This window comes from Pseudomonas sp. GW821-FHT02B10, from assembly GCF_059421865.1.
Genome location: NZ_JBWKVU010000004.1, coordinates 121,449 through 145,009, shown reverse-complemented (window position 1 = coordinate 145,009; position 23,561 = coordinate 121,449). Strand labels below are relative to the sequence as shown.

The 23,561-nt window shown below is 62.0% G+C and carries 19 protein-coding genes and 1 pseudogene; 19 read left to right on the top strand and 1 reads right to left on the bottom strand.

Annotation, left to right across the window (positions count from 1 at the left end; all coding sequences use genetic code 11):
• Positions 1–5 precede the first annotated feature (5 nt).
• From purB to AC07VU_RS11055, 19 genes and pseudogenes are all read left to right on the top strand, one after another.
• A complete protein-coding gene (gene purB / locus AC07VU_RS11145; protein ID WP_007929192.1) occupies positions 6–1,376 on the top strand; it encodes an adenylosuccinate lyase in 1,371 nt (456 codons plus the stop codon).
• An 82-nt stretch (positions 1,377–1,458) separates the two neighbouring features.
• Positions 1,459–2,625: a ribosomal protein uL16 3-hydroxylase gene (locus AC07VU_RS11140; protein WP_009044587.1), complete on the top strand. Its 1,167-nt coding sequence runs from the start codon at positions 1,459–1,461 to the stop codon at positions 2,623–2,625.
• Complete coding sequence (locus AC07VU_RS11135) at positions 2,618–3,043, top strand: GNAT family N-acetyltransferase (RefSeq protein ID WP_007929190.1); 426 nt, start codon at positions 2,618–2,620, stop codon at positions 3,041–3,043. The genes AC07VU_RS11140 and AC07VU_RS11135 overlap by 8 nt, the downstream gene beginning before the upstream one ends.
• A 196-nt stretch (positions 3,044–3,239) precedes the next feature.
• The gene (locus AC07VU_RS11130; protein WP_274303996.1) at positions 3,240–3,995 is read left to right on the top strand and encodes a secretin N-terminal domain-containing protein; all 756 of its coding nucleotides are present in this window, start codon (positions 3,240–3,242) and stop codon (positions 3,993–3,995) included.
• A gap of 511 nt (positions 3,996–4,506) precedes the next feature.
• Complete coding sequence (gene aceA, locus AC07VU_RS11125) at positions 4,507–5,832, top strand: isocitrate lyase (RefSeq protein WP_007929188.1); 1,326 nt, start codon at positions 4,507–4,509, stop codon at positions 5,830–5,832.
• A 599-nt stretch (positions 5,833–6,431) separates the two neighbouring features.
• Positions 6,432–6,845 carry an NADH-quinone oxidoreductase subunit A gene (locus AC07VU_RS11120; protein ID WP_007929187.1) on the top strand — a complete coding sequence of 138 codons (414 nt, stop codon included), beginning with the start codon at positions 6,432–6,434 and terminating at the stop codon, positions 6,843–6,845.
• Positions 6,846–6,855: 10 nt separating this feature from the next.
• Positions 6,856–7,530 carry a NuoB/complex I 20 kDa subunit family protein gene (locus tag AC07VU_RS11115; protein ID WP_007929186.1) on the top strand — a complete coding sequence of 225 codons (675 nt, stop codon included), beginning with the start codon at positions 6,856–6,858 and terminating at the stop codon, positions 7,528–7,530.
• A gap of 72 nt (positions 7,531–7,602) precedes the next feature.
• On the top strand, positions 7,603–9,384 hold the full coding sequence (nuoC, locus tag AC07VU_RS11110; protein WP_007929185.1) for an NADH-quinone oxidoreductase subunit C/D: 1,782 nt from the start codon (positions 7,603–7,605) through the stop codon (positions 9,382–9,384).
• A 2-nt stretch (positions 9,385–9,386) separates the two neighbouring features.
• Positions 9,387–9,884, top strand: a complete 498-nt coding sequence (nuoE, locus tag AC07VU_RS11105; protein ID WP_007929184.1) for an NADH-quinone oxidoreductase subunit NuoE — start codon at positions 9,387–9,389, stop codon at positions 9,882–9,884.
• Entirely contained in the window at positions 9,881–11,239 is a 1,359-nt protein-coding gene (gene nuoF / locus AC07VU_RS11100; RefSeq protein WP_495029858.1) for an NADH-quinone oxidoreductase subunit NuoF, read from the top strand. The genes nuoE and nuoF overlap by 4 nt, the downstream gene beginning before the upstream one ends.
• A gap of 125 nt (positions 11,240–11,364) precedes the next feature.
• Positions 11,365–14,079 carry an NADH-quinone oxidoreductase subunit NuoG gene (nuoG, locus tag AC07VU_RS11095; protein WP_274303997.1) on the top strand — a complete coding sequence of 905 codons (2,715 nt, stop codon included), beginning with the start codon at positions 11,365–11,367 and terminating at the stop codon, positions 14,077–14,079.
• On the top strand, positions 14,076–15,083 hold the full coding sequence (gene nuoH, locus AC07VU_RS11090) for an NADH-quinone oxidoreductase subunit NuoH (RefSeq protein WP_495029857.1): 1,008 nt from the start codon (positions 14,076–14,078) through the stop codon (positions 15,081–15,083). Before nuoG ends, nuoH begins: the two co-directional genes overlap by 4 nt.
• Before the next feature lie 11 nt (positions 15,084–15,094).
• Positions 15,095–15,643, top strand: coding sequence for an NADH-quinone oxidoreductase subunit NuoI (gene nuoI / locus AC07VU_RS11085; RefSeq protein WP_003223795.1), 549 nt, complete (start codon positions 15,095–15,097; stop codon positions 15,641–15,643).
• A gap of 9 nt (positions 15,644–15,652) precedes the next feature.
• A complete protein-coding gene (gene nuoJ / locus AC07VU_RS11080) occupies positions 15,653–16,153 on the top strand; it encodes an NADH-quinone oxidoreductase subunit J (protein ID WP_007929608.1) in 501 nt (166 codons plus the stop codon).
• 13 nt (positions 16,154–16,166) lie between these two features.
• Positions 16,167–16,475 carry an NADH-quinone oxidoreductase subunit NuoK gene (nuoK, locus tag AC07VU_RS11075; protein WP_085985111.1) on the top strand — a complete coding sequence of 103 codons (309 nt, stop codon included), beginning with the start codon at positions 16,167–16,169 and terminating at the stop codon, positions 16,473–16,475.
• A complete protein-coding gene (gene nuoL, locus AC07VU_RS11070; RefSeq protein WP_007929611.1) occupies positions 16,472–18,325 on the top strand; it encodes an NADH-quinone oxidoreductase subunit L in 1,854 nt (617 codons plus the stop codon). Before nuoK ends, nuoL begins: the two co-directional genes overlap by 4 nt.
• 39 nt (positions 18,326–18,364) lie before the next feature.
• Positions 18,365–19,897, top strand: a complete 1,533-nt coding sequence (gene nuoM, locus AC07VU_RS11065) for an NADH-quinone oxidoreductase subunit M (protein WP_007929612.1) — start codon at positions 18,365–18,367, stop codon at positions 19,895–19,897.
• Positions 19,898–19,904: 7 nt separating this feature from the next.
• A complete protein-coding gene (gene nuoN, locus AC07VU_RS11060) occupies positions 19,905–21,368 on the top strand; it encodes an NADH-quinone oxidoreductase subunit NuoN (RefSeq protein WP_007929613.1) in 1,464 nt (487 codons plus the stop codon).
• Positions 21,369–21,556: 188 nt separating this feature from the next.
• Positions 21,557–21,641: pseudogene (locus AC07VU_RS11055) on the top strand (transcriptional regulator); the annotation flags it as partial.
• Positions 21,642–21,818: 177 nt separating this feature from the next.
• On the opposite strand, the gene AC07VU_RS11050 reads toward AC07VU_RS11055, so the two are convergent.
• Positions 21,819–23,561 (bottom strand): ABC transporter substrate-binding protein, encoded by a 1,743-nt coding sequence (locus tag AC07VU_RS11050; RefSeq protein ID WP_087091627.1) that lies wholly within the window; start codon positions 23,559–23,561, stop codon positions 21,819–21,821.

Here is a 23,561-nt window from a genome sequence, read left to right as displayed (position 1 = left end):
ACCCCATGCAGCTCTCTTCGCTCACTGCGGTTTCCCCTGTTGACGGCCGCTACGCCGGCAAAACCCAGGCCCTGCGCCCCATTTTCAGCGAATACGGCCTGATCCGTGCTCGCGTCCTGGTCGAAGTGCGCTGGCTCCAGCGCCTGGCCGCCCATTCCGCCATCAGCGAAGTGCCGGCGTTCTCCGCCGAAGCCAACGCCGTGCTGAACACCCTGGCGGAAAACTTCTCTCTGGAGCACGCCGAGCGTGTCAAAGAGATCGAACGCACTACCAACCACGACGTCAAGGCCATCGAGTACCTGCTCAAGGAACAGGCCGCCAAGCTGCCTGAACTGGCCAACGTCAGCGAATTCATCCACTTCGCCTGCACCAGCGAGGACATCAACAACCTGTCCCACGCCCTGATGCTGCGCGAAGGCCGCGACGAAGTGATGCTGCCGCTGATGCGCCAGACCGCCGGGGCCATCCGCGAACTGGCCCTGCGCTTCGCCGACGTGCCGATGCTGTCGCGCACCCACGGCCAGCCGGCCTCGCCAACCACCCTGGGCAAAGAGCTGGCGAACGTGGTGTACCGCCTGGAGCGCCAGATCGCTCAGGTCGCCGCCGTGCCTCTGCTGGGCAAGATCAACGGCGCCGTGGGCAACTACAACGCACACCTGTCGGCCTACCCGGAAATCGACTGGGAAGCCAACGCCCGCGCCTTCATCGAAGACGAGCTGGGCCTGAGCTTCAACCCGTACACCACGCAGATCGAGCCGCACGACTACATCGCCGAGCTGTTCGACGCCATCGCGCGCTTCAACACCATCCTGATCGACTTCGATCGCGATATCTGGGGTTACATCTCCCTGGGCTACTTCAAGCAGCGCACCATCGCCGGCGAAATCGGTTCCTCGACCATGCCGCACAAGGTCAACCCGATCGACTTCGAAAACTCCGAAGGCAACCTGGGTATCGCCAACGCGCTGTTCCAGCACCTGGCGAGCAAACTGCCGATCTCCCGCTGGCAGCGCGACCTGACCGACTCCACCGTCCTGCGTAACCTGGGCGTCGGTTTCGCCCACAGCGTGATCGCTTACGAAGCCAGCCTCAAAGGCATCAGCAAGCTGGAGCTCAACGCCCAGAAAATCGCCGAAGACCTGGATGCCTGCTGGGAAGTCCTGGCCGAGCCGATCCAGACCGTGATGCGCCGCTACAACATCGAAAACCCGTACGAAAAACTCAAGGAACTGACGCGCGGCAAGGGCATCAGCCCTGAAGCCCTGCAGACCTTCATCGACGCGTTGGAAATGCCCGAAGCGGCCAAGGCCGAGCTGAAAAAGCTCACCCCGGCCAGCTACATCGGCAATGCCGCGGCGCAAGCCAAACGCATCTGATCGATGGCAAGACCTTTGACGCCCGGCAGCGCCGGGCGTTTTTATTCCCGTATGAAAAGTGCATTTTTTCAATAGGTTACACATGAATCCTGATATTCCTCTTCAACTTCTGGGCGGCATCAGCGCACGGGAATTCCTGCGTGACTACTGGCAGAAAAAGCCCCTGCTGATCCGTCAGGCCCTGCCAGACTTCGAAAGCCCGATCGACGCCGACGAACTGGCCGGCCTGGCGCTGGAAGAAGAGGTCGAATCGCGCCTGGTCATCGAGCATGGCGAACGCCCTTGGGAACTGCGTCGCGGCCCGTTCGCCGAAGACGAGTTCAGCAAGCTGCCGGAGCGTGACTGGACCCTGCTGGTCCAGGCCGTCGACCAGTTTGTGCCGGAAGTCGCCGAACTGCTGGAGCATTTCCGTTTCCTGCCGAGCTGGCGCATCGACGATGTGATGATCAGCTTCGCCGCTCCCGGCGGTAACGTCGGCCCGCACTTCGATAACTACGATGTGTTCCTGCTGCAAGGCCACGGCAAGCGCAACTGGAAGATCGGCCAGATGTGCGACGCCGAAAGCCCGCTGCTGCAGCACGCGGACCTGCGCATCCTCGCTGAGTTCGAAGAAACCGAAAGCTGGGTCCTGGAGCCCGGCGACATGCTTTACCTGCCACCGCGCCTGGCCCACTACGGCGTCGCGGTGAACGACTGCATGACCTACTCGGTGGGCTTCCGCGCCCCGAGCGCCGCCGAAGTGCTGACCCACTTCACCGACTTCCTCAGCCAGTACCTGCCGGATGAAGAGCGCTATACCGACGCCGACGTGCAACCTGTCAGCGATCCGCACCAGATCCAGCACGACGCCCTCGATCGCCTCAAGGGCCTACTGGCCGAGCACATGAGCGACGAGCGCATGCTGCTGACCTGGTTCGGCCAGTTCATGACCGAGCCGCGCTACCCGGAACTGGTGGTCGGCCCCGAGCTGGAAGAAGAAGACCTGCTCGGCAGCCTCGAACAGGGCGCCATCCTGATCCGCAACCCGAGCGCGCGCCTGGCCTGGTCCGAAGTCGACGACGACCTGCTGCTGTTCGCCAGCGGCCAGAGCCGCTACCTGCCGGGCAAGCTGCGCGAACTGCTGAAGATGATTTGCGCCGCCGACGCGCTGCACCTCGACAACCTCGGCCCCTGGCTGGCGGACGAAGATGGACGCAGCCTGCTGTGCGAACTGGTCAAGCAAGGAAGCCTGGGATTTGCCGATGAATAAGATTCGCGTACGTGTCGCAGACTGGCAAAAGGATAACGCCGAGATCCGGCGCATTCGTGAAGCGGTGTTCATCATCGAGCAATCCGTCCCCCCTGAGCTGGAGTGGGACGCTGACGACGACAGCGCGGTGCATTTCCTCGCGCTCGAAGGCGACTTTCCGATCGGTACCGCACGCCTGCTGCCCGATGGGCAGATCGGCCGGGTATCGGTGCTCAAGGACTGGCGCGGCCTGAAGGTCGGCGATGCGCTGATGCAGGCAGTGATCGGCGAAGCCGAGAAACGTGGCCTCAAGCAGTTGATGCTCAGCGCCCAGGTCCAGGCTACCGCCTTCTATGAGCGCCTGGGTTTCAGCATCGTCAGCGAGGAATTCCTGGAAGCGGGCATTCCTCACGTCGACATGGTTCGCGGCAACGCCTGAGCAAGCCCCGCGCAGCAGCGAACCTGCTGACGATGTCCTGCCAGGCATCACAAAACGCCCCGGCCTCCCCGGATCCAGCAAGCTAAGCTGGCTCCTTGGAGGCCGGGGCGTTTTGCCATCGGCGATTCAACTTGCCCCACCGCAGGCCGACAAACTGTCAAACTCAAGGCTTCCACCCCTAGCGGAGATAACGGACATGTCCCTACGCACCCTGCTCACGACGCTGCTGCTGACTGCAAGCTTTTCAGTCTCGGCCGCGACCGAGATCGTGCCCCTGAACAACCGCACCAGCGCCGACCTGCTGCCCGTCGCACAAAACTTCCTCGGCAAGGAAGGCCGGGTCAGCGCCTACGGCAACCAGCTGATCGTCAATGCGGAACCGGAGAAGATCGAGGAACTGCGCGCCTTCATCGCGCAACTGGATACCGCCGCCAAACGCCTGCTGATCACGGTCGACACCAACGAAAACAACACCCAGAACAACCAGGGTTATTCGCTCAACGGCGCACCGCAAACCCGCATCATCAGCCGCAGCACCGTCAGCCGCGATGGCGGCATCCAGCAGATCCAGGCCAGCGAAGGCATACCGGCCCTGATCCAGGTCGGCCAGAGCGTGCCGCTGACCACCACCCAGACCGATCCTTACGGCCGCCTGCAGAACCAGACCCAGTATCGCAACGTCACCCAGGGTTTCTACGTCACGGCCAGCGTCACCGGCGAAACCGTCCACCTGAGTATCAGTACCAACCGTGACCGCATGAGCCAGGAACGTCCCGATGTAGTGAATGTGCAAAGTACCGACACAACTGTCAGCGGTCGTCTTGGCGAGTGGATCACCCTGGCCGGCGTCAATCGCCAGAACCAGGCCGACAAACAGGCTACAGCCCGCAGCTACTCGACTCAGGGCCGGGATGACATGACCTTGCGAGTGAAAGTCGACGCCTTGGACTAAAGCACCGGAAACTGACTGATTAGTCGTATTAGACCAAAGATGTAGTGGTAAAAAAAAAGCACTACAAAACGTTTGACGAGGCAAAAAACCGAAGGCATGATGGCCTCGCTCCCGCTAATCAGGGGCCCTGGCAAGGGCCTTCGGATCGCCGCTCTAACCTACCCACCTGAGCCGATTCGTGTCTGTACCGCCCACAAGGTGTGTTTGACGAGATTGCGACTGGAACGAGGTTGTCCCGAGGGACGGAAGCTAATTAGGTAGATCGGCAACACACTGATGGTTCGTATGAAGGCCCACGACGCCCGAATGCGCCCGACAGCTGGCCCTCACCTGCTCACTTCCCCCTTGAGCCCATCGTTCAACCGTCGCCATCGCGTCATACCCGACTTGACCGCCTAAGCTTCTGGTCAGCGAGCAGCCAACTACGCACCCTTTGACCTGCGTATCTGGCGAGTCGGAATTTTCCGCCCAAGAACGACTTTTCACACAAGACGCGACGAGGTTTATCTCCATGGCACTGACACGCGAACAGCAAATTGCAGCCCTTGAAAAAGACTGGGCTGAAAACCCGCGCTGGAAAGGCGTGACTCGCACTTATTCCGCTGCCGACGTTGTCCGTCTGCGTGGCTCGGTTCAACCTGAGCACACCCTGGCACGCATGGGCGCCGAGAAGCTCTGGAACCTGGTGACCCAGGGTGCCAAACCGTCCTTCCGTCCTGAGAAAGATTTCGTCAACTGCATGGGCGCCCTGACCGGCGGCCAGGCAGTGCAGCAAGTCAAAGCCGGCATCCAGGCGATCTACCTGTCGGGCTGGCAGGTTGCCGCGGACAACAACTCCGCCGAATCGATGTACCCGGACCAGTCGCTGTACCCAGTGGACTCCGTGCCAACCGTGGTCAAGCGCATCAACAACTCGTTCCGTCGCGCCGACCAGATCCAGTGGAAATCCGGCAAGAACCCCGGCGACGAAGGCTACATCGACTACTTCGCACCGATCGTGGCTGACGCCGAAGCCGGTTTCGGCGGCGTGCTGAACGCCTACGAGCTGATGAAGAGCATGATCGAAGCAGGCGCCGCTGGCGTTCACTTCGAAGACCAGCTGGCTTCCGTGAAGAAATGCGGCCACATGGGCGGCAAGGTACTGGTTCCGACCCAGGAAGCCGTGCAGAAGCTGACCGCTGCCCGTCTGGCGGCCGACGTTGCCGGCGTACCGACCATCATCCTGGCCCGCACCGACGCTAACGCCGCCGACCTGCTGACCTCCGACTGCGACCCGTACGACCAGCCGTTCGTGACCGGCACCCGCACCCAGGAAGGCTTCTATAAAGTGCGCGCCGGCCTCGACCAGGCCATCGCTCGCGGCCTGGCCTACGCGCCGTATGCCGACCTGATCTGGTGCGAAACCGCCAAGCCGGACCTGGACGAAGCCCGTCGCTTCGCCGAAGCGATCAAGAAGGAATACCCGGACCAGATCCTGTCGTACAACTGCTCGCCTTCCTTCAACTGGAAGAAGAACCTGGACGACGCGACCATCGCCAAGTTCCAGCGCGAACTGTCCGCCATGGGCTACAAGCACCAGTTCATCACCCTGGCCGGGATTCACAACATGTGGCACAGCATGTTCAACCTGGCGCACGACTACGCCCGCAACGACATGACCGCCTACGTGAAGCTGCAGGAGCAGGAATTCGCCGACGCCGCCAAGGGTTACACCTTCGTGGCTCACCAGCAGGAAGTGGGCACCGGCTACTTCGACGACATGACCACCGTGATCCAGGGCGGCTCGTCTTCGGTAACCGCACTGACCGGCTCCACCGAAGAAGAACAGTTCCACTGATTCGACTTCGCGCTGAAAAACGGCCATTGCAGACCCGGTAAAAGCTAACTGCAGTGCTGCACATCTGACGCCCCGACTGGTTCGGGGCGTTTTTTTGCCTGCAGCTTTTGCAGGCATCACCGGCAACCCCCAAGCTGCGACAGCAACGAGCCTGCTCACGACGGCGTCGGCCCGGACACCCTGCCAATCAGGCAAAACATTGATCCAGAGCGGTATGCGTGGAGAAAAAAGCGGGTAAAAGGGGCTCGCTCGCAACTTGCAGTAACGAGCATATAAAAGACAACTTAGCGGCTCTTCATGAGAACCATTGTTTAAAAGCAGCTCCAAATAATATTGATTATCATTTAGAGGTAGTAATGTTCGTTACAGCGAGGACAAAACATAATTAACAAAACACCCGCTAATGCCCACAGGCCGTGGCTTACGGGGCTTGCAAGGGGAGCTATGTCCTTATTCCGCTAAATAATTTCGCCATGAAAATTTACTTGCCCGGTGTTTAGCCATAAAATCACGGCGATTGATTGCACTGCGACATATCGTCACTGCTTTATTTCTTTATCAAGCTCAGAGACCTTTGCTCTCTGTTAAGGATTACCAGCATGCCCGAAGCGACAGGACTCATGGCCCACAACTGGGGCTTTGCCATTTTCCTTCTGGGTGTAGGCGGCCTCTGCGCCTTCATGCTCGGCGTCTCCAGCCTCCTCGGGTCAAAAGCCTGGGGCCGCAGCAAAAACGAACCGTTCGAGTCCGGCATGCTACCTACCGGTGGCGCCCGCTTGCGGCTCTCAGCCAAATTCTATCTGGTCGCGATGCTCTTCGTGATCTTCGATATCGAAGCCCTCTTTCTCTTTGCCTGGTCTGTGTCCGTCCGCGAAAGCGGCTGGACCGGATTCGTCGAAGCTCTCGTTTTCATAGCAATTCTGTTGGCAGGTCTTGTCTACCTTTGGCGGGTGGGGGCTCTTGATTGGGCTCCGGAAGGTCGCCGTAAGCGGCAGGCGAAGCTAAAACAATGAGGCTTTGGCGATGCAATACAATCTCACCAGGATCGACCCCGATGCTCCTAACGAGCAGTATCCGATCGGCGAACGGGAAACCGTTTCCGATCCGTTAGAAGATCAAGTCCACAAAAACATCTTCATGGGCAAGCTGGAAGACGTGCTGAGCGGCGCGGTCAACTGGGGGCGTAAGAACTCCCTGTGGCCGTACAACTTCGGCCTGTCCTGCTGCTACGTGGAAATGACCACCGCCTTCACGGCGCCCCACGACATCGCGCGCTTCGGCGCCGAAGTTATCCGGGCATCACCGCGCCAGGCGGATTTCATGGTTATTGCCGGAACCTGCTTCATCAAGATGGCGCCGATCATTCAGCGTCTCTACGAGCAAATGCTCGAGCCGAAGTGGGTCATCTCCATGGGTTCGTGCGCCAACTCCGGTGGCATGTACGACATCTATTCCGTCGTTCAAGGGGTGGACAAGTTCCTGCCCGTGGACGTCTACGTGCCTGGCTGCCCGCCCCGCCCTGAAGCTTTTCTGCAAGGCCTGATGCTCTTGCAGGAGTCGATTGGCCAGGAGCGTCGCCCACTTTCCTGGGTCGTCGGTGACCAAGGCGTGTATCGCGCCGAAATGCCGTCGCAAAAGGAACAGCGCCGCGAACAGCGTATTCAGGTAACCAACCTGCGCAGCCCCGACGAAGTCTGATTCCAGAACGCTTCTTACAAAGAACGAAAAACTGGCTTCATTCTTTACGTTGACCGAAAGCGATAAAAAACCATGACTACAGGCAGTGCTCTGTACATCCCGCCTTATAAGGCAGACGACCAGGATGTGGTCGTCGAACTCAATAACCGTTTTGGCCCTGAGGCGTTCACCGCCCAGGCCACCCGCACCGGCATGCCGGTGCTGTGGGTTACCCGCGCCAAACTCGTCGAAGTCCTGACCTTCCTGCGCAACCTGCCCAAGCCGTACGTCATGCTCTATGACCTGCATGGCGTGGACGAGCGTCTGCGCACCAAGCGTCAAGGGCTGCCAGGCGCCGACTTCAGCGTGTTCTACCACCTGCTGTCGATCGAACGTAATAGTGACGTAATGATCAAGGTCGCCTTGTCCGAGAGCGACCTCAGCTTGCCGACCGTGACCGGTATCTGGCCGAACGCCAACTGGTACGAGCGTGAAGTCTGGGACATGTTCGGCATCGACTTCGCCGGCCACCCTCACCTGTCGCGCATCATGATGCCGCCGACCTGGGAAGGTCACCCGCTGCGCAAGGACTTCCCGGCGCGCGCCACCGAATTCGATCCGTTCAGCCTGACCCTGGCCAAGCAACAACTGGAAGAAGAAGCCGCGCGCTTCAAGCCGGAAGACTGGGGCATGAAGCGTTCCGGCGCCAACGAGGACTACATGTTCCTCAACCTGGGCCCGAACCACCCTTCGGCCCACGGTGCCTTCCGCATCATCCTGCAGCTGGACGGCGAAGAGATCGTCGACTGCGTACCGGACATCGGCTACCACCACCGTGGCGCCGAGAAGATGGCCGAGCGTCAGTCCTGGCACAGCTTCATCCCGTACACCGACCGTATCGACTACCTCGGCGGCGTGATGAACAACCTGCCGTACGTGCTCTCGGTCGAGAAACTGGCCGGGATCAAGGTGCCGGAGAAGGTCGACGTCATCCGCATCATGATGGCCGAGTTCTTCCGGATCACCAGCCACCTGCTGTTCCTGGGCACTTACATCCAGGACGTCGGCGCCATGACCCCGGTGTTCTTCACCTTCACCGACCGTCAGCGCGCCTACACCGTGATCGAAGCCATCACCGGTTTCCGCCTGCACCCGGCCTGGTACCGCATCGGCGGCGTCGCCCACGACCTGCCGCGCGGCTGGGAAAAACTGGTGAAAGACTTCGTCGACTGGCTGCCCAAGCGCCTCGACGAATACACCAAGGCCGCCCTGCAGAACAGCATCCTCAAGGGTCGTACCATCGGCGTCGCCGCCTACAATACCAAGGAAGCCCTGGAATGGGGCGTCACCGGTGCCGGCCTGCGTTCCACCGGTTGCGATTTCGACCTGCGTAAAGCGCGCCCCTACTCCGGCTACGAGAACTTCGAATTCGAAGTACCGCTGGCGGCCAACGGCGATGCCTACGACCGCTGCATGGTCCGCGTCGAAGAGATGCGCCAGAGCATCAAGATCATCGACCAGTGCCTGCGCAACATGCCGGAAGGCCCGTACAAGGCGGACCACCCGCTGACCACGCCGCCGCCGAAAGAGCGCACGCTGCAGCACATCGAGACCCTGATCACGCACTTCCTGCAGGTTTCTTGGGGCCCGGTCATGCCGGCCAACGAGTCCTTCCAGATGATCGAAGCGACCAAGGGCATCAACAGTTATTACCTGACGAGCGATGGCGGCACCATGAGCTACCGCACCCGGATCCGCACTCCGAGCTTCGCCCACCTGCAGCAGATCCCTTCGGTGATCCGCGGCAGCATGGTCGCGGACTTGATCGCGTACCTGGGTAGTATCGACTTCGTTATGGCCGACGTGGACCGCTAAGCATGAACAGCACGCTTATCCAGACAGACCGTTTCGCCCTCAGCGAAACCGAGCGCTCGGCCATCGAGCACGAGCTGCATCACTACGAAGACCCGCGCGCGGCGTCTATCGAAGCCCTGAAGATCGTCCAGAAGGAACGTGGCTGGGTGCCTGATGGCGCGCTCTACGCCATCGGCGAGATCCTCGGCATCCCGGCCAGCGACGTAGAAGGCGTGGCGACGTTCTACAGCCAGATCTTCCGTCAGCCGGTCGGCCGTCACATCATCCGTGTCTGCGACAGCATGGTCTGCTACATCGGCGGCCACGAGTCCGTGGTCAGCCAGATCCAGAGCGAGCTGGGCATCGGCCTCGGCCAGACCACCGCCGACGGCCGCTTCACCCTGCTGCCGGTATGCTGCCTGGGCAACTGCGATAAGGCCCCGGCGCTGATGATCGACGACGACACTTTCGGCGACGTGCAGCCTGCTGGCGTGGCCAAACTGTTGGAGGGCTACGTATGACCCTGACATCCTTCGGCCCTGCCAACCGCATCCAGCGCAGCCCGGAAACTCATCCGCTGACCTGGCGCCTGCGCGACGACGGCGAGCCGGTATGGCTCGACGAGTACCAGGCCAAGAACGGCTACGCCGCTGCGCGCAAGGCCTTCGCCGACCTGTCCCAGGACGACATCGTCCAGACCGTCAAGGACGCCGGCCTCAAGGGCCGCGGCGGCGCGGGCTTCCCCACTGGCGTGAAGTGGGGCCTGATGCCCAAAGACGAATCCATGAACATCCGCTACCTGCTGTGCAACGCGGATGAAATGGAACCCAACACCTGGAAAGACCGCATGCTGATGGAGCAACTGCCCCATCTGCTGATCGAAGGCATGCTGATCAGCGCCCACGCGCTGAAAACCTACCGCGGCTACATCTTCCTGCGAGGCGAGTACACCACCGCCGCCAAGCACCTCAACCGTGCCGTGGAAGAAGCCAAGGCCGCAGGCCTGCTGGGCAAGAACATCCTCGGCTCGGGCTTCGACTTCGAGCTGTTCGTCCACACCGGCGCCGGGCGTTACATCTGCGGTGAAGAAACCGCACTGATCAACTCCCTCGAAGGCCGCCGCGCCAACCCGCGCTCCAAGCCGCCCTTCCCTGCCGCCGTCGGCGTGTGGGGCAAGCCGACCTGCGTGAACAACGTCGAGACCCTGTGCAACGTGCCAGCGATCATCGGCGACGGTGTGGAGTGGTACAAATCCCTCGCTCGCGAAGGCAGTGAAGACCACGGCACCAAGCTGATGGGCTTCTCCGGCAAAGTGAAGAACCCTGGGCTGTGGGAGCTGCCGTTCGGCGTGACCGCGCGCGAGCTGTTCGAAGACTATGCCGGCGGCATGCGCGACGGCTTCAAGCTCAAGTGCTGGCAGCCCGGCGGCGCCGGTACCGGTTTCCTGCTGCCCGAGCACCTGGATGCGCAGATGTACGCCGGCGGCATCGCCAAGGTAGGCACCCGTATGGGTACCGGCCTGGCCATGGCGGTCGACGACAGCATCAACATGGTGTCGCTGCTGCGCAACATGGAAGAGTTCTTTGCCCGCGAATCCTGCGGCTTCTGCACCCCTTGCCGCGATGGCCTGCCGTGGAGCGTCAAGCTGCTGCGCGCCCTCGAGAAAGGCGAAGGGCAAGCCGGCGATATCGAGACCCTGCTGGGTCTGGTCGGTTTCCTCGGCCCAGGCAAGACCTTCTGTGCTCACGCACCGGGCGCCGTGGAGCCATTGGGCAGTGCCATCAAGTATTTCCGTCCAGAGTTCGAGGCCGGCATCGCAGCCACCAGTGCTGCCGCCGTCCCGCCCCTGGCCCGGCCGATCGTAGTCGGCGCGTAAACGTATCGAACGAGGGTGGTCCGTGCCGCCCTCGTATCGCCTGAAGACGCCGCGACGCGCCAGGCGAGCACCAAGATTCCATTAGCCACGCCCGCTGACACCGGGCCAACGAAGAACTTTGAACCATGGCCACTATCCACGTAGACGGCAAAGCGCTCGAAGTCGATGGGGCGGACAACCTGTTACAGGCATGTCTGTCACTAGGCCTCGACATCCCTTATTTCTGCTGGCACCCCGCTCTCGGTAGCGTCGGTGCCTGTCGCCAGTGCGCGGTCAAGCAGTACACCGACGAGAACGACACCCGTGGTCGCATCGTCATGTCCTGCATGACGCCCGCCACCGACAACACCTGGATCTCCATCGACGATGAAGAATCCAAGGCCTTCCGCGCCAGTGTCGTCGAATGGCTGATGACCAACCACCCGCACGACTGCCCGGTCTGCGAGGAAGGCGGTCACTGCCACCTGCAAGACATGACCGTGATGACCGGCCACAACGAGCGCCGTTATCGCTTCACCAAGCGTACCCACCAGAACCAGGAACTCGGCCCGTTCATCGCTCACGAGATGAACCGCTGCATCGCCTGCTACCGTTGCGTGCGTTTCTACAAGGACTATGCCGGCGGCACCGACCTTGGTGTGTTCGGCGCCCACGACAACGTGTACTTCGGTCGCGTTGAAGACGGCACCCTGGAAAGCGAGTTCTCCGGCAACCTCACCGAGGTCTGCCCGACCGGTGTGTTCACCGACAAGACTCACTCCGAGCGCTACAACCGCAAATGGGACATGCAGTTCTCGCCGAGCATCTGCCATGGCTGCTCCAGCGGTTGCAACATTTCCCCGGGCGAGCGCTACGGCGAACTGCGGCGCATCGAGAACCGCTACAACGGTTCGGTGAACCAGTACTTCCTGTGCGACCGTGGCCGTTTCGGCTACGGCTACGTCAACCGCGAAGACCGTCCACGCCAGCCGCTGCTGAACGACGGTACCAAGCTGAACCTGGACCAGGCGCTGGACAAGGCCGCCGACCTGCTGCGCGGGCGCAATATTGTCGGTATCGGTTCGCCTCGCGCCAGCCTGGAAAGCAACTACGCCCTGCGTGAACTGGTAGGCGCCGAGCACTTCTACAGCGGTATCGAAGCCGCCGAACTGGAGCGCATCCGCCTGGTCCTGCAAGTGCTGAGAAACAGCCCGCTGCCCGTGCCGACCATGCGCGACATCGAAGACCACGATGCGGTGTTCGTCCTCGGCGAGGACCTGACCCAGACCGCCGCCCGCATGGCCCTGGCCCTGCGCCAGTCGGTCAAGGGCAAGGCCGAAGAGATGGCCGACGCCATGCGCGTCCAGCCATGGCTCGACGCTGCGGTGAAAAACATCGGCCAGCACGCGCTGAACCCGCTGTTCATTGCAAGCATCGCTGAAACCAAGCTCGACGACGTCGCCGAGGAGTGTGTACACGCCGCTCCCGACGACCTGGCGCGCATCGGTTTCGCCGTGGCCCACGCCCTGGATGCCAGCGCCCCGGCCGTCGAAGGCCTGGACAGCGAAGCCTTTGAGCTGGCCAAGCGCATCGCCGACGCCCTCCTCGCCGCCAAGCGCCCACTGATCATCGCCGGCACCTCCCTGGGTTCCAAGGCGCTGATCGAAGCCGCGGCAAACATCGCCAAGGCCCTCAAGCTGCGCGAGAAGAACGGTTCCATCAGCCTGATCGTGCCTGAGGCCAACAGCCTCGGCCTGGCCATGCTCGGTGGCGAATCGGTGGACGCCGCGCTGCAAGCGGTGATCGACGGTAAGGCCGACGCCCTGGTCGTGCTGGAAAACGATCTGTACACCCGCACCGACGCTGCCAAGGTCGATGCCGCGCTGAACGCCGCGAAAGTGGTGATCGTCGCCGACCACCAGAAGACCGCCACCAGCGATCGCGCGCACCTGGTCCTGCCAGCGGCCAGCTTCGCCGAGGGCGACGGCACCCTGGTCAGCCAGGAAGGTCGTGCCCAGCGCTTCTTCCAGGTGTTCGATCCAACCTATATGGATGCCAGCATCCTGGTTCACGAAGGCTGGCGCTGGCTGCATGCCCTGCGCTCTACCCTGCTGAACAAGCCGGTGGACTGGACCCAGCTGGACCACGTGACCGCCGCCTGCGCCCAGAGCAACCCGCAACTGGCGCGCATTGTCGATGCCGCGCCATCGGCGTCGTTCCGCATCAAGGGCCTGAAGCTGGCTCGCGAACCGCTGCGTTACAGCGGCCGTACCGCCATGCGCGCCGATATCAGCGTGCACGAGCCACGTACCCCGCAAGACCAGGACACCGCGTTTTCCTTCTCCATGGAAGGTTACTCGGGCTCCGTGGAGCCGCGCTCCCAGGTGCCGTTCGCCTGGTCGCCGGGCTGGAACTCGCCGCAAGCCTGGAACAAGTTCCAGGACGAAGTCGGTGGTCACCTGCGTGCCGGCGATCCGGGCACCCGCCTGATCGAAAGCCAGGGCGACAGCCTCGGCTGGTTCGCCAGCGTGCCGCGCGCCTTCTCCCCTGCCCAGGGCACTTGGCAGGCGGTGCCGTTCTACCACCTGTTCGGCAGCGAGGAGAACTCTTCGAAAGCCGCTCCAGTCCAGGAACGTATCCCGGCCGCCTATGTCTCCCTGGCCAAGTCCGAAGCCGACCGCCTGGGCGTCAACGATGGCGCGCTGCTCGCCGTGAGCGTGGCGGGCCAGACCCTGCGTCTGCCGCTGCGCATCAACGAAGAGCTGGGCGCTGGCCTGGTGGCCCTGCCGGCAGGCCTGGCGGGCATTCCACCGGCGTTCTTTGGCAAATCCGTTGACGGTCTGCAGGAGGCAGCGCAATGACCTGGTTCACCCCTGAAGTGATCGACGTGATCCTGGCGGTCGTCAAAGCCCTGGTCATCATGCTGGCCGTGGTGGTCGCAGGTGCCTTGCTCAGCTTTGTCGAACGTCGCCTGCTGGGCTGGTGGCAGGACCGTTACGGTCCGAACCGCGTTGGCCCGTTTGGCATGTTCCAGATCGCCGCCGACATGCTGAAGATGTTCTTCAAGGAAGACTGGACCCCGCCGTTTGCCGACAAGGTGATCTTCACCCTGGCACCGGTCGTGGCCATGAGCGCCTTGCTGATCGCTTTCGCGATCATCCCGATCACCCCGACCTGGGGCGTGGCGGACCTGAACATCGGCCTGCTGTTCTTCTTCGCCATGGCCGGCCTGTCGGTGTACGCGGTGCTGTTCGCCGGCTGGTCGAGCAACAACAAGTTCGCCCTGCTCGGCAGCCTGCGTGCCTCGGCCCAGACCGTGTCCTATGAAGTGTTCATGGGCCTGGCGCTGATGGGCATCGTGGCCCAGGTCGGCTCGTTCAATATGCGCGACATCGTCGACTACCAGGCGCAGAACCTGTGGTTCATCATTCCGCAGTTCTTCGGCTTCTGTACCTTCTTCATCGCTGGCGTGGCCGTGACTCACCGTCACCCGTTCGACCAGCCGGAAGCGGAACAGGAACTGGCCGACGGTTACCACATTGAATACGCCGGCATGAAATGGGGCATGTTCTTCGTTGGCGAGTACATCGGCATCATCCTGATCTCGGCACTGCTGGTCACCCTGTTCTTCGGCGGCTGGCACGGTCCGTTCGGCATCCTGCCGCAACTGTCCTTCGTCTGGTTCTCCCTGAAGACCGCGCTCTTCATCATGCTGTTCATCCTGCTGCGCGCTTCCATCCCGCGTCCGCGTTATGACCAGGTGATGGACTTCAGCTGGAAATTCTGCCTGCCGCTGACCCTGATCAATTTGCTGGTGACTGCTGCGCTTGTGTTGTTGAACACGCCAGCAGGCGCGGTTCAGTGAGGATTTGACCCATGTTCAAATATATTGGCGACATCGTTAAGGGTACTGGTACCCAACTGCGCAGCCTGGTGATGGTCTTCGGCCATGGCTTTCGCAAGCGCGACACCCTGCAATACCCGGAAGAGCCGGTCTACCTGCCGCCCCGCTACCGCGGCCGCATCGTGCTGACCCGCGACCCCGATGGCGAAGAGCGTTGCGTAGCCTGCAACCTGTGCGCCGTGGCATGCCCGGTGGGTTGCATCTCGCTGCAGAAAGCTGAAACCGAAGACGGTCGCTGGTACCCGGACTTCTTCCGCATCAACTTCTCGCGTTGCATCTTCTGCGGCCTCTGCGAGGAAGCCTGCCCGACCACCGCGATCCAGCTGACCCCGGATTTCGAGATGGCCGAGTTCAAACGTCAGGACCTGGTTTACGAGAAAGAAGATCTGCTGATCTCCGGCCCCGGAAAGAACCCTGATTACAACTTCTATCGTGTTGCAGGTATGGCCATTGCCGGTAAGCCAAAAGGCTCCGCGCAAAACGAAGCCGAGCCGATCAACGTGAAGAGCTTGCTGCCTTAAGGAAGAAAGATGGAATTCGCTTTCTATTTCGCGTCAGGTGTCGCCGTTGTCTCCACGCTCCGCGTGGTGACCAACACCAACCCTGTGCACGCCCTGCTCTACCTGATCATTTCGCTGATCGCCGTGGCGATGACCTTCTTCAGCCTCGGCGCGCCGTTCGCCGGCGTACTGGAAGTGATCGCCTATGCTGGCGCCATCATGGTGCTGTTCGTGTTCGTGGTGATGATGCTGAACCTGGGGCCTGCCTCGGTTCAGCAGGAACGCATCTGGCTCAAGCCGGGAATCTGGCTGGGGCCGGTGGTGCTTGCCGCCCTGCTGCTGGTGGAACTGCTGTACGTACTGTTCAGCCACCAGAGCGGTACCGGTGTCGGCCACACCACCGTGGACGCCAAGGCCGTGGGCATCAGCCTGTTCGGTCCTTATCTGCTGGTGGTCGAACTCGCCTCGATGCTGCTGCTCGCCGCAGCCGTCACGGCGTTCCACCTGGGCCGCAACGAGGCGAAGGAGTAAGACCATGCCTACGATCGGAACTATCCCTCTGGAGCATGGCCTGGCCGTTGCCGGCATCCTGTTCTGCCTTGGCCTGGTCGGCCTGATGGTGCGCCGCAACATTCTCTTCGTGCTGATGAGCCTGGAAGTGATGATGAACGCCTCCGCCCTGGCCTTCATCGTCGCAGGTGCCAGATGGGCGCAGCCGGATGGACAGATCATGTTCATCCTGGTGATCAGCCTGGCAGCCGCCGAGGCCAGTATCGGCCTGGCGATCCTGTTGCAGCTGTATCGCCGCTTCCACACTCTCGATATCGACGCTGCCAGCGAGATGCGCGGATGAACCTTCTCTATCTGACTTTCCTGTTCCCCCTGATCGGTTTCCTGCTGCTGTCGTTCTCCCGTGGACGCCTCTCGGAAAACCTCGCCGCCCTGATCGGTGTCGGCTCCGTTGGCCTGTCGGCGATTGTCGCGGCTTATGTGATCTGGCAATTCAACGTCGCCCCGCCGGAAGGTGGCCACTACACCCAGGTGCTGTGGCAGTGGATGACCGTAGGCGACTTCAAGCCGACCTTCGCCCTGTATCTGGATGGCCTGTCCGTGACCATGCTCGGCGTGGTGGTGGGCGTGGGCTTCCTGATCCACCTGTTCGCGTCCTGGTACATGCGCGGTGAAGACGGTTACTCGCGCTTCTTCGCCTACACCAACCTGTTCATCGCCAGCATGCTGTTCCTGGTGCTCGGCGATGACCTGTTGTTCCTGTACTTCGGCTGGGAAGGCGTGGGCCTGTGTTCGTACCTGCTGATCGGTTTCTACTACAGCAACCGCAACAACGGTAACGCGGCACTCAAGGCCTTTATCGTCACCCGCATCGGCGACGTGTTCATGGCCATCGGCCTGTTCATCCTGTTCCAGCAGCTGGGCACCCTGAATATCCAGCAACTGCTGGTCGCGGCGCCTGCGAAGTTCCAGGCCGGCGACTTCTGGATCGTCCTGGCGACCCTGATGCTGCTGGGTGGCGCGGTCGGTAAATCCGCCCAGCTGCCGCTGCAGACCTGGCTGGCGGACGCGATGGCCGGTCCTACTCCGGTTTCGGCACTGATCCACGCCGCAACCATGGTGACCGCCGGTGTCTACCTGATCGCCCGTACCCACGGTCTGTTCGCCCTGGCGCCGGATATCCTGCACCTGGTGGGCGTCGTCGGTGGCGTGACCCTGGTCCTGGCCGGCTTCGCCGCGCTGGTCCAGACCGACATCAAGCGGATTCTCGCCTACTCGACCATGAGCCAGATCGGCTACATGTTCCTGGCCCTGGGCGTTGGCGCCTGGGATGGCGCGATCTTCCACCTGATGACCCACGCCTTCTTCAAGGCCCTGCTGTTCCTTGCCTCCGGTGCGGTGATCGTTGCCTGCCACCACGAGCAGAACATCTTCAAGATGGGCGGCCTGTGGAAGAAACTGCCACTGGCCTACGCCAGCTTCATCGTCGGCGGCGCGGCCCTGGCGGCCCTGCCACTGGTCACCGCCGGTTTCTACTCCAAGGACGAGATCCTCTGGGAAGCCTTTGCCAGCGGTAACCACGGCCTGCTGTATGCCGGTCTGGTGGGGGCCTTCATGACCTCGCTGTACACCTTCCGCCTGATCTTCATCACCTTCCACGGTGAAGCCAAGACCGAAGCCCACGCCGGCCACGGCATCAGCCACTGGCTGCCGCTGTCGGTGCTGATCATTCTGTCGACCGCCGTCGGCGCCATGATCACTCCACCGCTGCACGGCGTACTGCCGCAAAGCGTCGGCCATGCCGGTGGCGAAGCCAAGCACAGCCTGGAACTGGCGTCGGGCGCCATCGCCATCGCCGGTATCCTGCTGGCCGCGCTGCTGTTCCTCGGCAAGCGTCGTTTCGTTACCGCCGTCGCCAACAGCGGCATCGGCCGCATCCTCTCGGCCTGGTGGTTCGCTGCCTGGGGCTTCGACTGGATCTACGACAAACTGTTCGTCAAGCCATATCTGGCGATCAGCCATGTACTGCGCAAAGACCCGCTCGACCAGACCATCGGTCTGATCCCGCGCCTGGCCAAAGGGGGCCACAACTCCCTGAGCCGTACGGAAACCGGTCAACTGCGTTGGTACGCCGCCTCGATGGCTGCTGGTGCCGTGCTGGTTATCGGCGCCGTCGTGCTGGTAGCGGTCTGATATGAACCTTGCGAACTTGCGAAAGGAATTGAGCCCGTCATGATTCTGCCTTGGCTAATCCTGATCCCCTTCATCGGCGGCCTGCTGTGCTGGATGGGTGAGCGCTTCGGCGCCACCCTCCCCCGCTGGATTGCGCTGCTGACCATGTCCCTGGAACTCGCTCTCGGCCTCTGGCTGTGGGCCCATGGCGACTATTCATTCGCTCCGGCACCTGGCGCCGATCCGACCTGGACCCTGGAGTTCAAGCACGTCTGGATCGAGCGCTTCGGCATCAACGTGCACCTGGCCCTCGATGGCCTGTCGCTGTTGATGATCCTGCTGACCGGCCTCCTGGGCGTGCTGTCCGTCCTCTGCTCCTGGAAAGAGATCCAGCGTCACGTGGGCTTCTTCCACCTGAACCTGATGTGGATCCTGGGCGGTGTCGTCGGCGTGTTCCTCGCCCTCGACCTGTTCATGTTCTTCTTCTTCTGGGAAATGATGCTGGTGCCGATGTACTTCCTCATCGCGCTCTGGGGTCACAGTTCTTCGGACGGCAAGAAAACCCGGATCTACGCCGCGACCAAGTTCTTCATCTTCACTCAGGCTTCCGGCCTGATCATGCTGGTGGCGATCCTCGGTCTGGTGCTGGTCAACTTCAACGACACCGGCGTGATTACCTTCAACTACGCCGACCTGTTGAAGACCAAGATGTCGACCACCACCGAGTACGTGCTGATGCTCGGCTTCTTTATCGCCTTCGCGGTGAAGCTGCCGGTGGTGCCGTTCCACTCCTGGCTGCCCGATGCCCACGCCCAGGCACCGACCGCGGGCTCCGTGGACCTCGCCGGTATCTTGCTGAAGACCGCGGCCTACGGCCTGCTGCGTTTTGCCCTGCCGCTGTTCCCGAATGCCTCGGCCGAGTTCGCGCCGATCGCCATGACCCTGGGTCTGATCGGGATCTTCTACGGTGCCTTCCTGGCCTTCGCCCAGACCGACATCAAGCGCCTGGTGGCATTCTCCAGCGTTTCGCACATGGGCTTCGTGCTGATCGGCATCTACTCCGGCAGCCAGCTGGCCCTGCAGGGCGCGGTGATCCAGATGCTGGCTCACGGCCTGTCGGCGGCGGCACTCTTTATCCTGTGCGGCCAGTTGTACGAACGCACCCACACCCGCGACATGCGTGAAATGGGCGGCCTGTGGTCGAAGATCGCCTACCTGCCAGCCATCAGCCTGTTCTTCGCCGCGGCCTCGCTGGGCTTGCCGGCAACCGGTAACTTCGTCGGCGAATTCCTGATCCTGATCGGCACCTTCGCCCGTGCCCCATGGGTCACCGTGCTCGCGACGTCCGGCCTGGTGTTCGGTTCGGTCTATTCGCTGATCATGATTCACCGCGCCTACTTCGGCCCCGCCAAGTCGGACGCGGTCCTGCACGGCATGGACGCTCGCGAACTGATCATGGTGGTCGGACTGGCGGCGCTGCTGATTTACATCGGCATCTACCCGCAACCGTTCCTCGATACCTCTGCCGCCACCATGAGTGGCGTGCAGCAATGGCTCGGCACCGCCTTCACTCAACTCGCTTCGGCCCGGTAAGAGCGCTATGGACTTTACGATTCAACACTTTATCGCGCTTGCGCCGCTGTTGATCACCAGCCTCACCATCATTGTGGTGATGCTGGCTATCGCCTGGCGTCGCAACCATTCGCAAACCTTCCTGCTGTCGGTCGCCGGTCTGAACCTGGCGTTGCTGTCGATCCTCCCGGCCCTGAAAGTCACCCCTCTGGCGGTGACTCCATTGCTGCAGATCGACCAGTTCGCCTGCCTGTACATGGCGCTGATCCTGGTGGCCACCCTGGCCTGCGTCACCCTCGCCCATGCCTACCTGGGCGACGGCGGCACCGGTTACCCGGGCAACCGCGAAGAACTGTACCTGCTGATCCTGATGGCCGCCGCCGGTGGCCTGGTTCTGGTCAGCGCGCAGCACCTGGCCGGCTTGTTCATCGGCCTGGAGCTGCTCTCGGTACCGGTCTACGGCCTGGTGGCTTATGCCTTCTTCAACAAGCGCTCGCTGGAAGCCGGCATCAAGTACATGGTGCTGTCGGCCGCCGGTTCCGCGTTCCTGCTGTTCGGCATGGCCCTGCTCTACGCCGAAGCCGGCAGCCTGAGCTTCAACGGCATCGGTCAGGCCCTGGCCGCGACCGGCCTGCCTAGCCCGTTGGCCCAACTGGGCCTGGGCATGATGCTGATCGGCCTGGCGTTCAAGCTGTCGCTGGTACCCTTCCACCTGTGGACCCCGGACGTCTACGAAGGGGCCCCGGCGCCTGTGGCGGCCTTCCTGGCCACCGCGAGCAAGGTGGCGGTATTCGCGGTGATGGTGCGTCTGTTCCAGATCTCGCCGGTGGCCAGCAGCGGTGTCCTGAACACCGTGCTGACCCTGATCGCGATTGCCTCGATCCTGTTCGGTAACCTGCTGGCGCTGACCCAGAGCAACCTCAAGCGTCTGCTGGGTTACTCGTCCATCGCCCACTTCGGTTACCTGCTGATCGCCCTGGTGGCGAGCAAGGGCCTGGCGATGGAAGCCATCGGCGTCTACCTGGTCACCTACGTGATCACCAGCCTCGGCGCCTTCGGCGTGATCACCCTGATGTCCTCGCCTTACAAGGGTCGCGACGCGGATGCCCTGTACGAGTACCGCGGCCTGTTCTGGCGCCGTCCGTACCTGACCGCCGTACTGACCGTGATGATGCTGTCCCTGGCCGGCATCCCGCTGACCGCGGGCTTCATCGGCAAGTTCTACATCATCGCCACCGGTGTCGAAGCGCACCAATGGTGGCTGGTCGGCTCCCTGGTTCTGGGCAGCGCCATCGGCGTGTTCTACTACCTGCGCGTCATGGTCACCCTGTACCTGATCGAGCCGAACCTGCGCCGCGTCGACGCCCAACTGCACTGGGAACAGAAAGCCGGCGGCGTAATGCTGCTGGCCATCGCGGTCCTGGCGTTCTTCCTCGGCGTCTACCCACAACCGCTGCTGATCCTGGTCCAGCAATCCGGTCTGGCGGGCTGATCGCTCAAGCACGATCCGCGGTAAAACAAGACGGCGCCTTCGGGCGCCGTTTTGCATTTATGGGCACGGCCCTCCCCTGCCCTGCGAATTACCCTTCAAGCAAATCCGTGATGCCTGACATACCCGAACTGTGCCTGGCTTTAAAGTGAACTCCACACGTCACACTCAAATAGAGGCAAGGAAAGACGATGAGACGAGACATCTTTTCCGAGTTGGCCGAAGGCCTTGAAGCGCTGGCAGATGAACGTCACGGCAGGATCACATTACCCACCAGGACGCTGTCGCGAGCAATCGAGCGACAACCCTCTACACCTACAGAACTGAAGACCGTCGGCACCTGCGTCGCGAAGCAGCCAGGGTAGGCTTGCTCGCGAAAGCGACAACGCAATCATCGCGCGCCTCGAAAAAACGGCACCCGAAGGTGCCGTTGCGTATTACCGATCCATAACCTTATTTGCGCGCTGCCTCCCACGACTTGAGCAGTTCGCTGTAGCTCACGGTTTCCCCCTTGGGTTTCTCGTTGGCCAGTTTCGGTTTCGGTGCGCCCGGCTGGTCGAACCAGTATTGCGCGTCGCGCTCGGGGTTCATTTTCGGCGCGCAGGTGGCCTGGGCTTTCGAGCGCTCGAGCCGGGTCATGATCGCGTCCTGGTCCTTGGCCAGGCCATCGAGCGCCTGTTGCGGGGTTTTCTCGCCGCTGGCGGCTTCGGCGATATGGCTCCACCACAACTGCGCCAGGCGTGGATAGTCCGGCACGTTGGTGCCGGTCGGCGTCCACTGCACTCGGGCTGGGCTGCGATAGAACTCCACCAGGCCGCCGAGCTTCGGCGCCAGGTCAGTCATCGCCTGGGAGTTGATGTCCGACTCACGGATCGGTGTCAGGCCGACGATGGTTTTCTTCAGCGACACGGTTTTCGAGGTCACGAACTGGGCATAGAGCCAGGCCGCGAGTTTCTGCTTCTCCGGGGTGGACTTCATGAAGGTCCAGGACCCCACGTCCTGATAGCCCAGCTTCATGCCCTCCTCCCAGTACGGTCCACGCGGCGACGGCGCCATGCGCCATTTCGGCGTGCCGTCGGCGTTCATCACCGCCAGGCCCGGCTTGGTCATGTCGGCGGTGAAGGCGGTGTACCAGAAGATCTGCTGGGCGATATTGCCCTGGGACGGCACCGGCCCGGACTCGGAGAAGGTCATGCCCGCCGCTTCCGGTGGCGCGTACTTTTTCATCCAGTCGACGTATTTGGTGGTGGCGAACACCGCCGCCGGGCCGTTGGTGTCGCCGCCGCGGGTCACGCTGGAGCCCACCGGATGGCAATCCTCGACGCGGATCCCCCACTCGTCCACCGGCAAACCGTTGGGCAAGCCCTTGTCGCCACCGCCGGCCATGGAGAACCAGGCATCGGTGAAGCGCCAGCCCAGGGACGGGTCCTTCTTGCCGTAGTCCATATGCCCATAGACCCGCTTGCCGTCGATCTCCTTGACGTCCTCGCTGAAGAACTTGGCGATGTCCTCATAGGCCGACCAGTTCACCGGCACACCCAGCTCGTAGCCGTACTTCTCCTTGAACTTGGCTTTCAGGTCGGCCCGCTCGAACCAGTCGGCGCGGAACCAGTACAGGTTGGCGAACTGCTGGTCGGGCAACTGATAGATCTTGCCGTCCGGCGCGGTGGTGAAGGAGATGCCGATGAAGTCCTTGATGTCCAGGGTCGGCGAGGTGTAGTCCTTGCCCTCGTTGGCCATCAGGTCGGTGATGGATTCGGTCTTGCCATAACGAAAGTGCGTGCCGATCAGGTCGGAGTCGTTGACCCAGCCGTCATAGATATTCTTGTCCGACTGCATCTGGGTCTGCAGCTTCTCCACCACGTCGCCTTCCTGCAGCAGGTCGTGGGTTAGCTTGATCCCGGTGATTTCACTGAAAGCCTTGGCCAGCACCTTGGACTCGTATTCATGGGTGGCGATGGTTTCCGAGACCACGTTGATCTTCATCCCGCGAAACGGCTCGGACGCCTTGATGAACCACTTCAGCTCTTCCAGCTGTTGTTCCGCGGTCAGGGTGGATGGCTTGAACTCGCTGCCGATCCATTTTTTCGCGGCGTCCTCATAGGCGTCGGCCCAGGCCGTCGCGCTCAAGCCGCTCAATGCCAGCATGGCCGCCAATGAAACGCTATGTCGCAGCTTATTGTTTTTGTCGAACAT

What these genes read in the sequence shown, in the direction of transcription:
- purB (WP_007929192.1), top strand. Translation starts at nt 6, where the DNA reads ATGCAGCTCTCTTCGCTCACTGCGGTTTCCCCTGTTGACGGCCGCTAC.
- AC07VU_RS11140 (WP_009044587.1), top strand. Translation starts at nt 1,459, where the DNA reads ATGAATCCTGATATTCCTCTTCAACTTCTGGGCGGCATCAGCGCACGG.
- AC07VU_RS11135 (WP_007929190.1), top strand. Translation starts at nt 2,618, where the DNA reads ATGAATAAGATTCGCGTACGTGTCGCAGACTGGCAAAAGGATAACGCC.
- AC07VU_RS11130 (WP_274303996.1), top strand. Translation starts at nt 3,240, where the DNA reads ATGTCCCTACGCACCCTGCTCACGACGCTGCTGCTGACTGCAAGCTTT.
- aceA (WP_007929188.1), top strand. Translation starts at nt 4,507, where the DNA reads ATGGCACTGACACGCGAACAGCAAATTGCAGCCCTTGAAAAAGACTGG.
- AC07VU_RS11120 (WP_007929187.1), top strand. Translation starts at nt 6,432, where the DNA reads ATGCCCGAAGCGACAGGACTCATGGCCCACAACTGGGGCTTTGCCATT.
- AC07VU_RS11115 (WP_007929186.1), top strand. Translation starts at nt 6,856, where the DNA reads ATGCAATACAATCTCACCAGGATCGACCCCGATGCTCCTAACGAGCAG.
- nuoC (WP_007929185.1), top strand. Translation starts at nt 7,603, where the DNA reads ATGACTACAGGCAGTGCTCTGTACATCCCGCCTTATAAGGCAGACGAC.
- nuoE (WP_007929184.1), top strand. Translation starts at nt 9,387, where the DNA reads ATGAACAGCACGCTTATCCAGACAGACCGTTTCGCCCTCAGCGAAACC.
- nuoF (WP_495029858.1), top strand. Translation starts at nt 9,881, where the DNA reads ATGACCCTGACATCCTTCGGCCCTGCCAACCGCATCCAGCGCAGCCCG.
- nuoG (WP_274303997.1), top strand. Translation starts at nt 11,365, where the DNA reads ATGGCCACTATCCACGTAGACGGCAAAGCGCTCGAAGTCGATGGGGCG.
- nuoH (WP_495029857.1), top strand. Translation starts at nt 14,076, where the DNA reads ATGACCTGGTTCACCCCTGAAGTGATCGACGTGATCCTGGCGGTCGTC.
- nuoI (WP_003223795.1), top strand. Translation starts at nt 15,095, where the DNA reads ATGTTCAAATATATTGGCGACATCGTTAAGGGTACTGGTACCCAACTG.
- nuoJ (WP_007929608.1), top strand. Translation starts at nt 15,653, where the DNA reads ATGGAATTCGCTTTCTATTTCGCGTCAGGTGTCGCCGTTGTCTCCACG.
- nuoL (WP_007929611.1), top strand. Translation starts at nt 16,472, where the DNA reads ATGAACCTTCTCTATCTGACTTTCCTGTTCCCCCTGATCGGTTTCCTG.
- nuoM (WP_007929612.1), top strand. Translation starts at nt 18,365, where the DNA reads ATGATTCTGCCTTGGCTAATCCTGATCCCCTTCATCGGCGGCCTGCTG.
- nuoN (WP_007929613.1), top strand. Translation starts at nt 19,905, where the DNA reads ATGGACTTTACGATTCAACACTTTATCGCGCTTGCGCCGCTGTTGATC.
- AC07VU_RS11050 (WP_087091627.1), bottom strand. Translation starts at nt 23,561, where the DNA reads ATGTTCGACAAAAACAATAAGCTGCGACATAGCGTTTCATTGGCGGCC.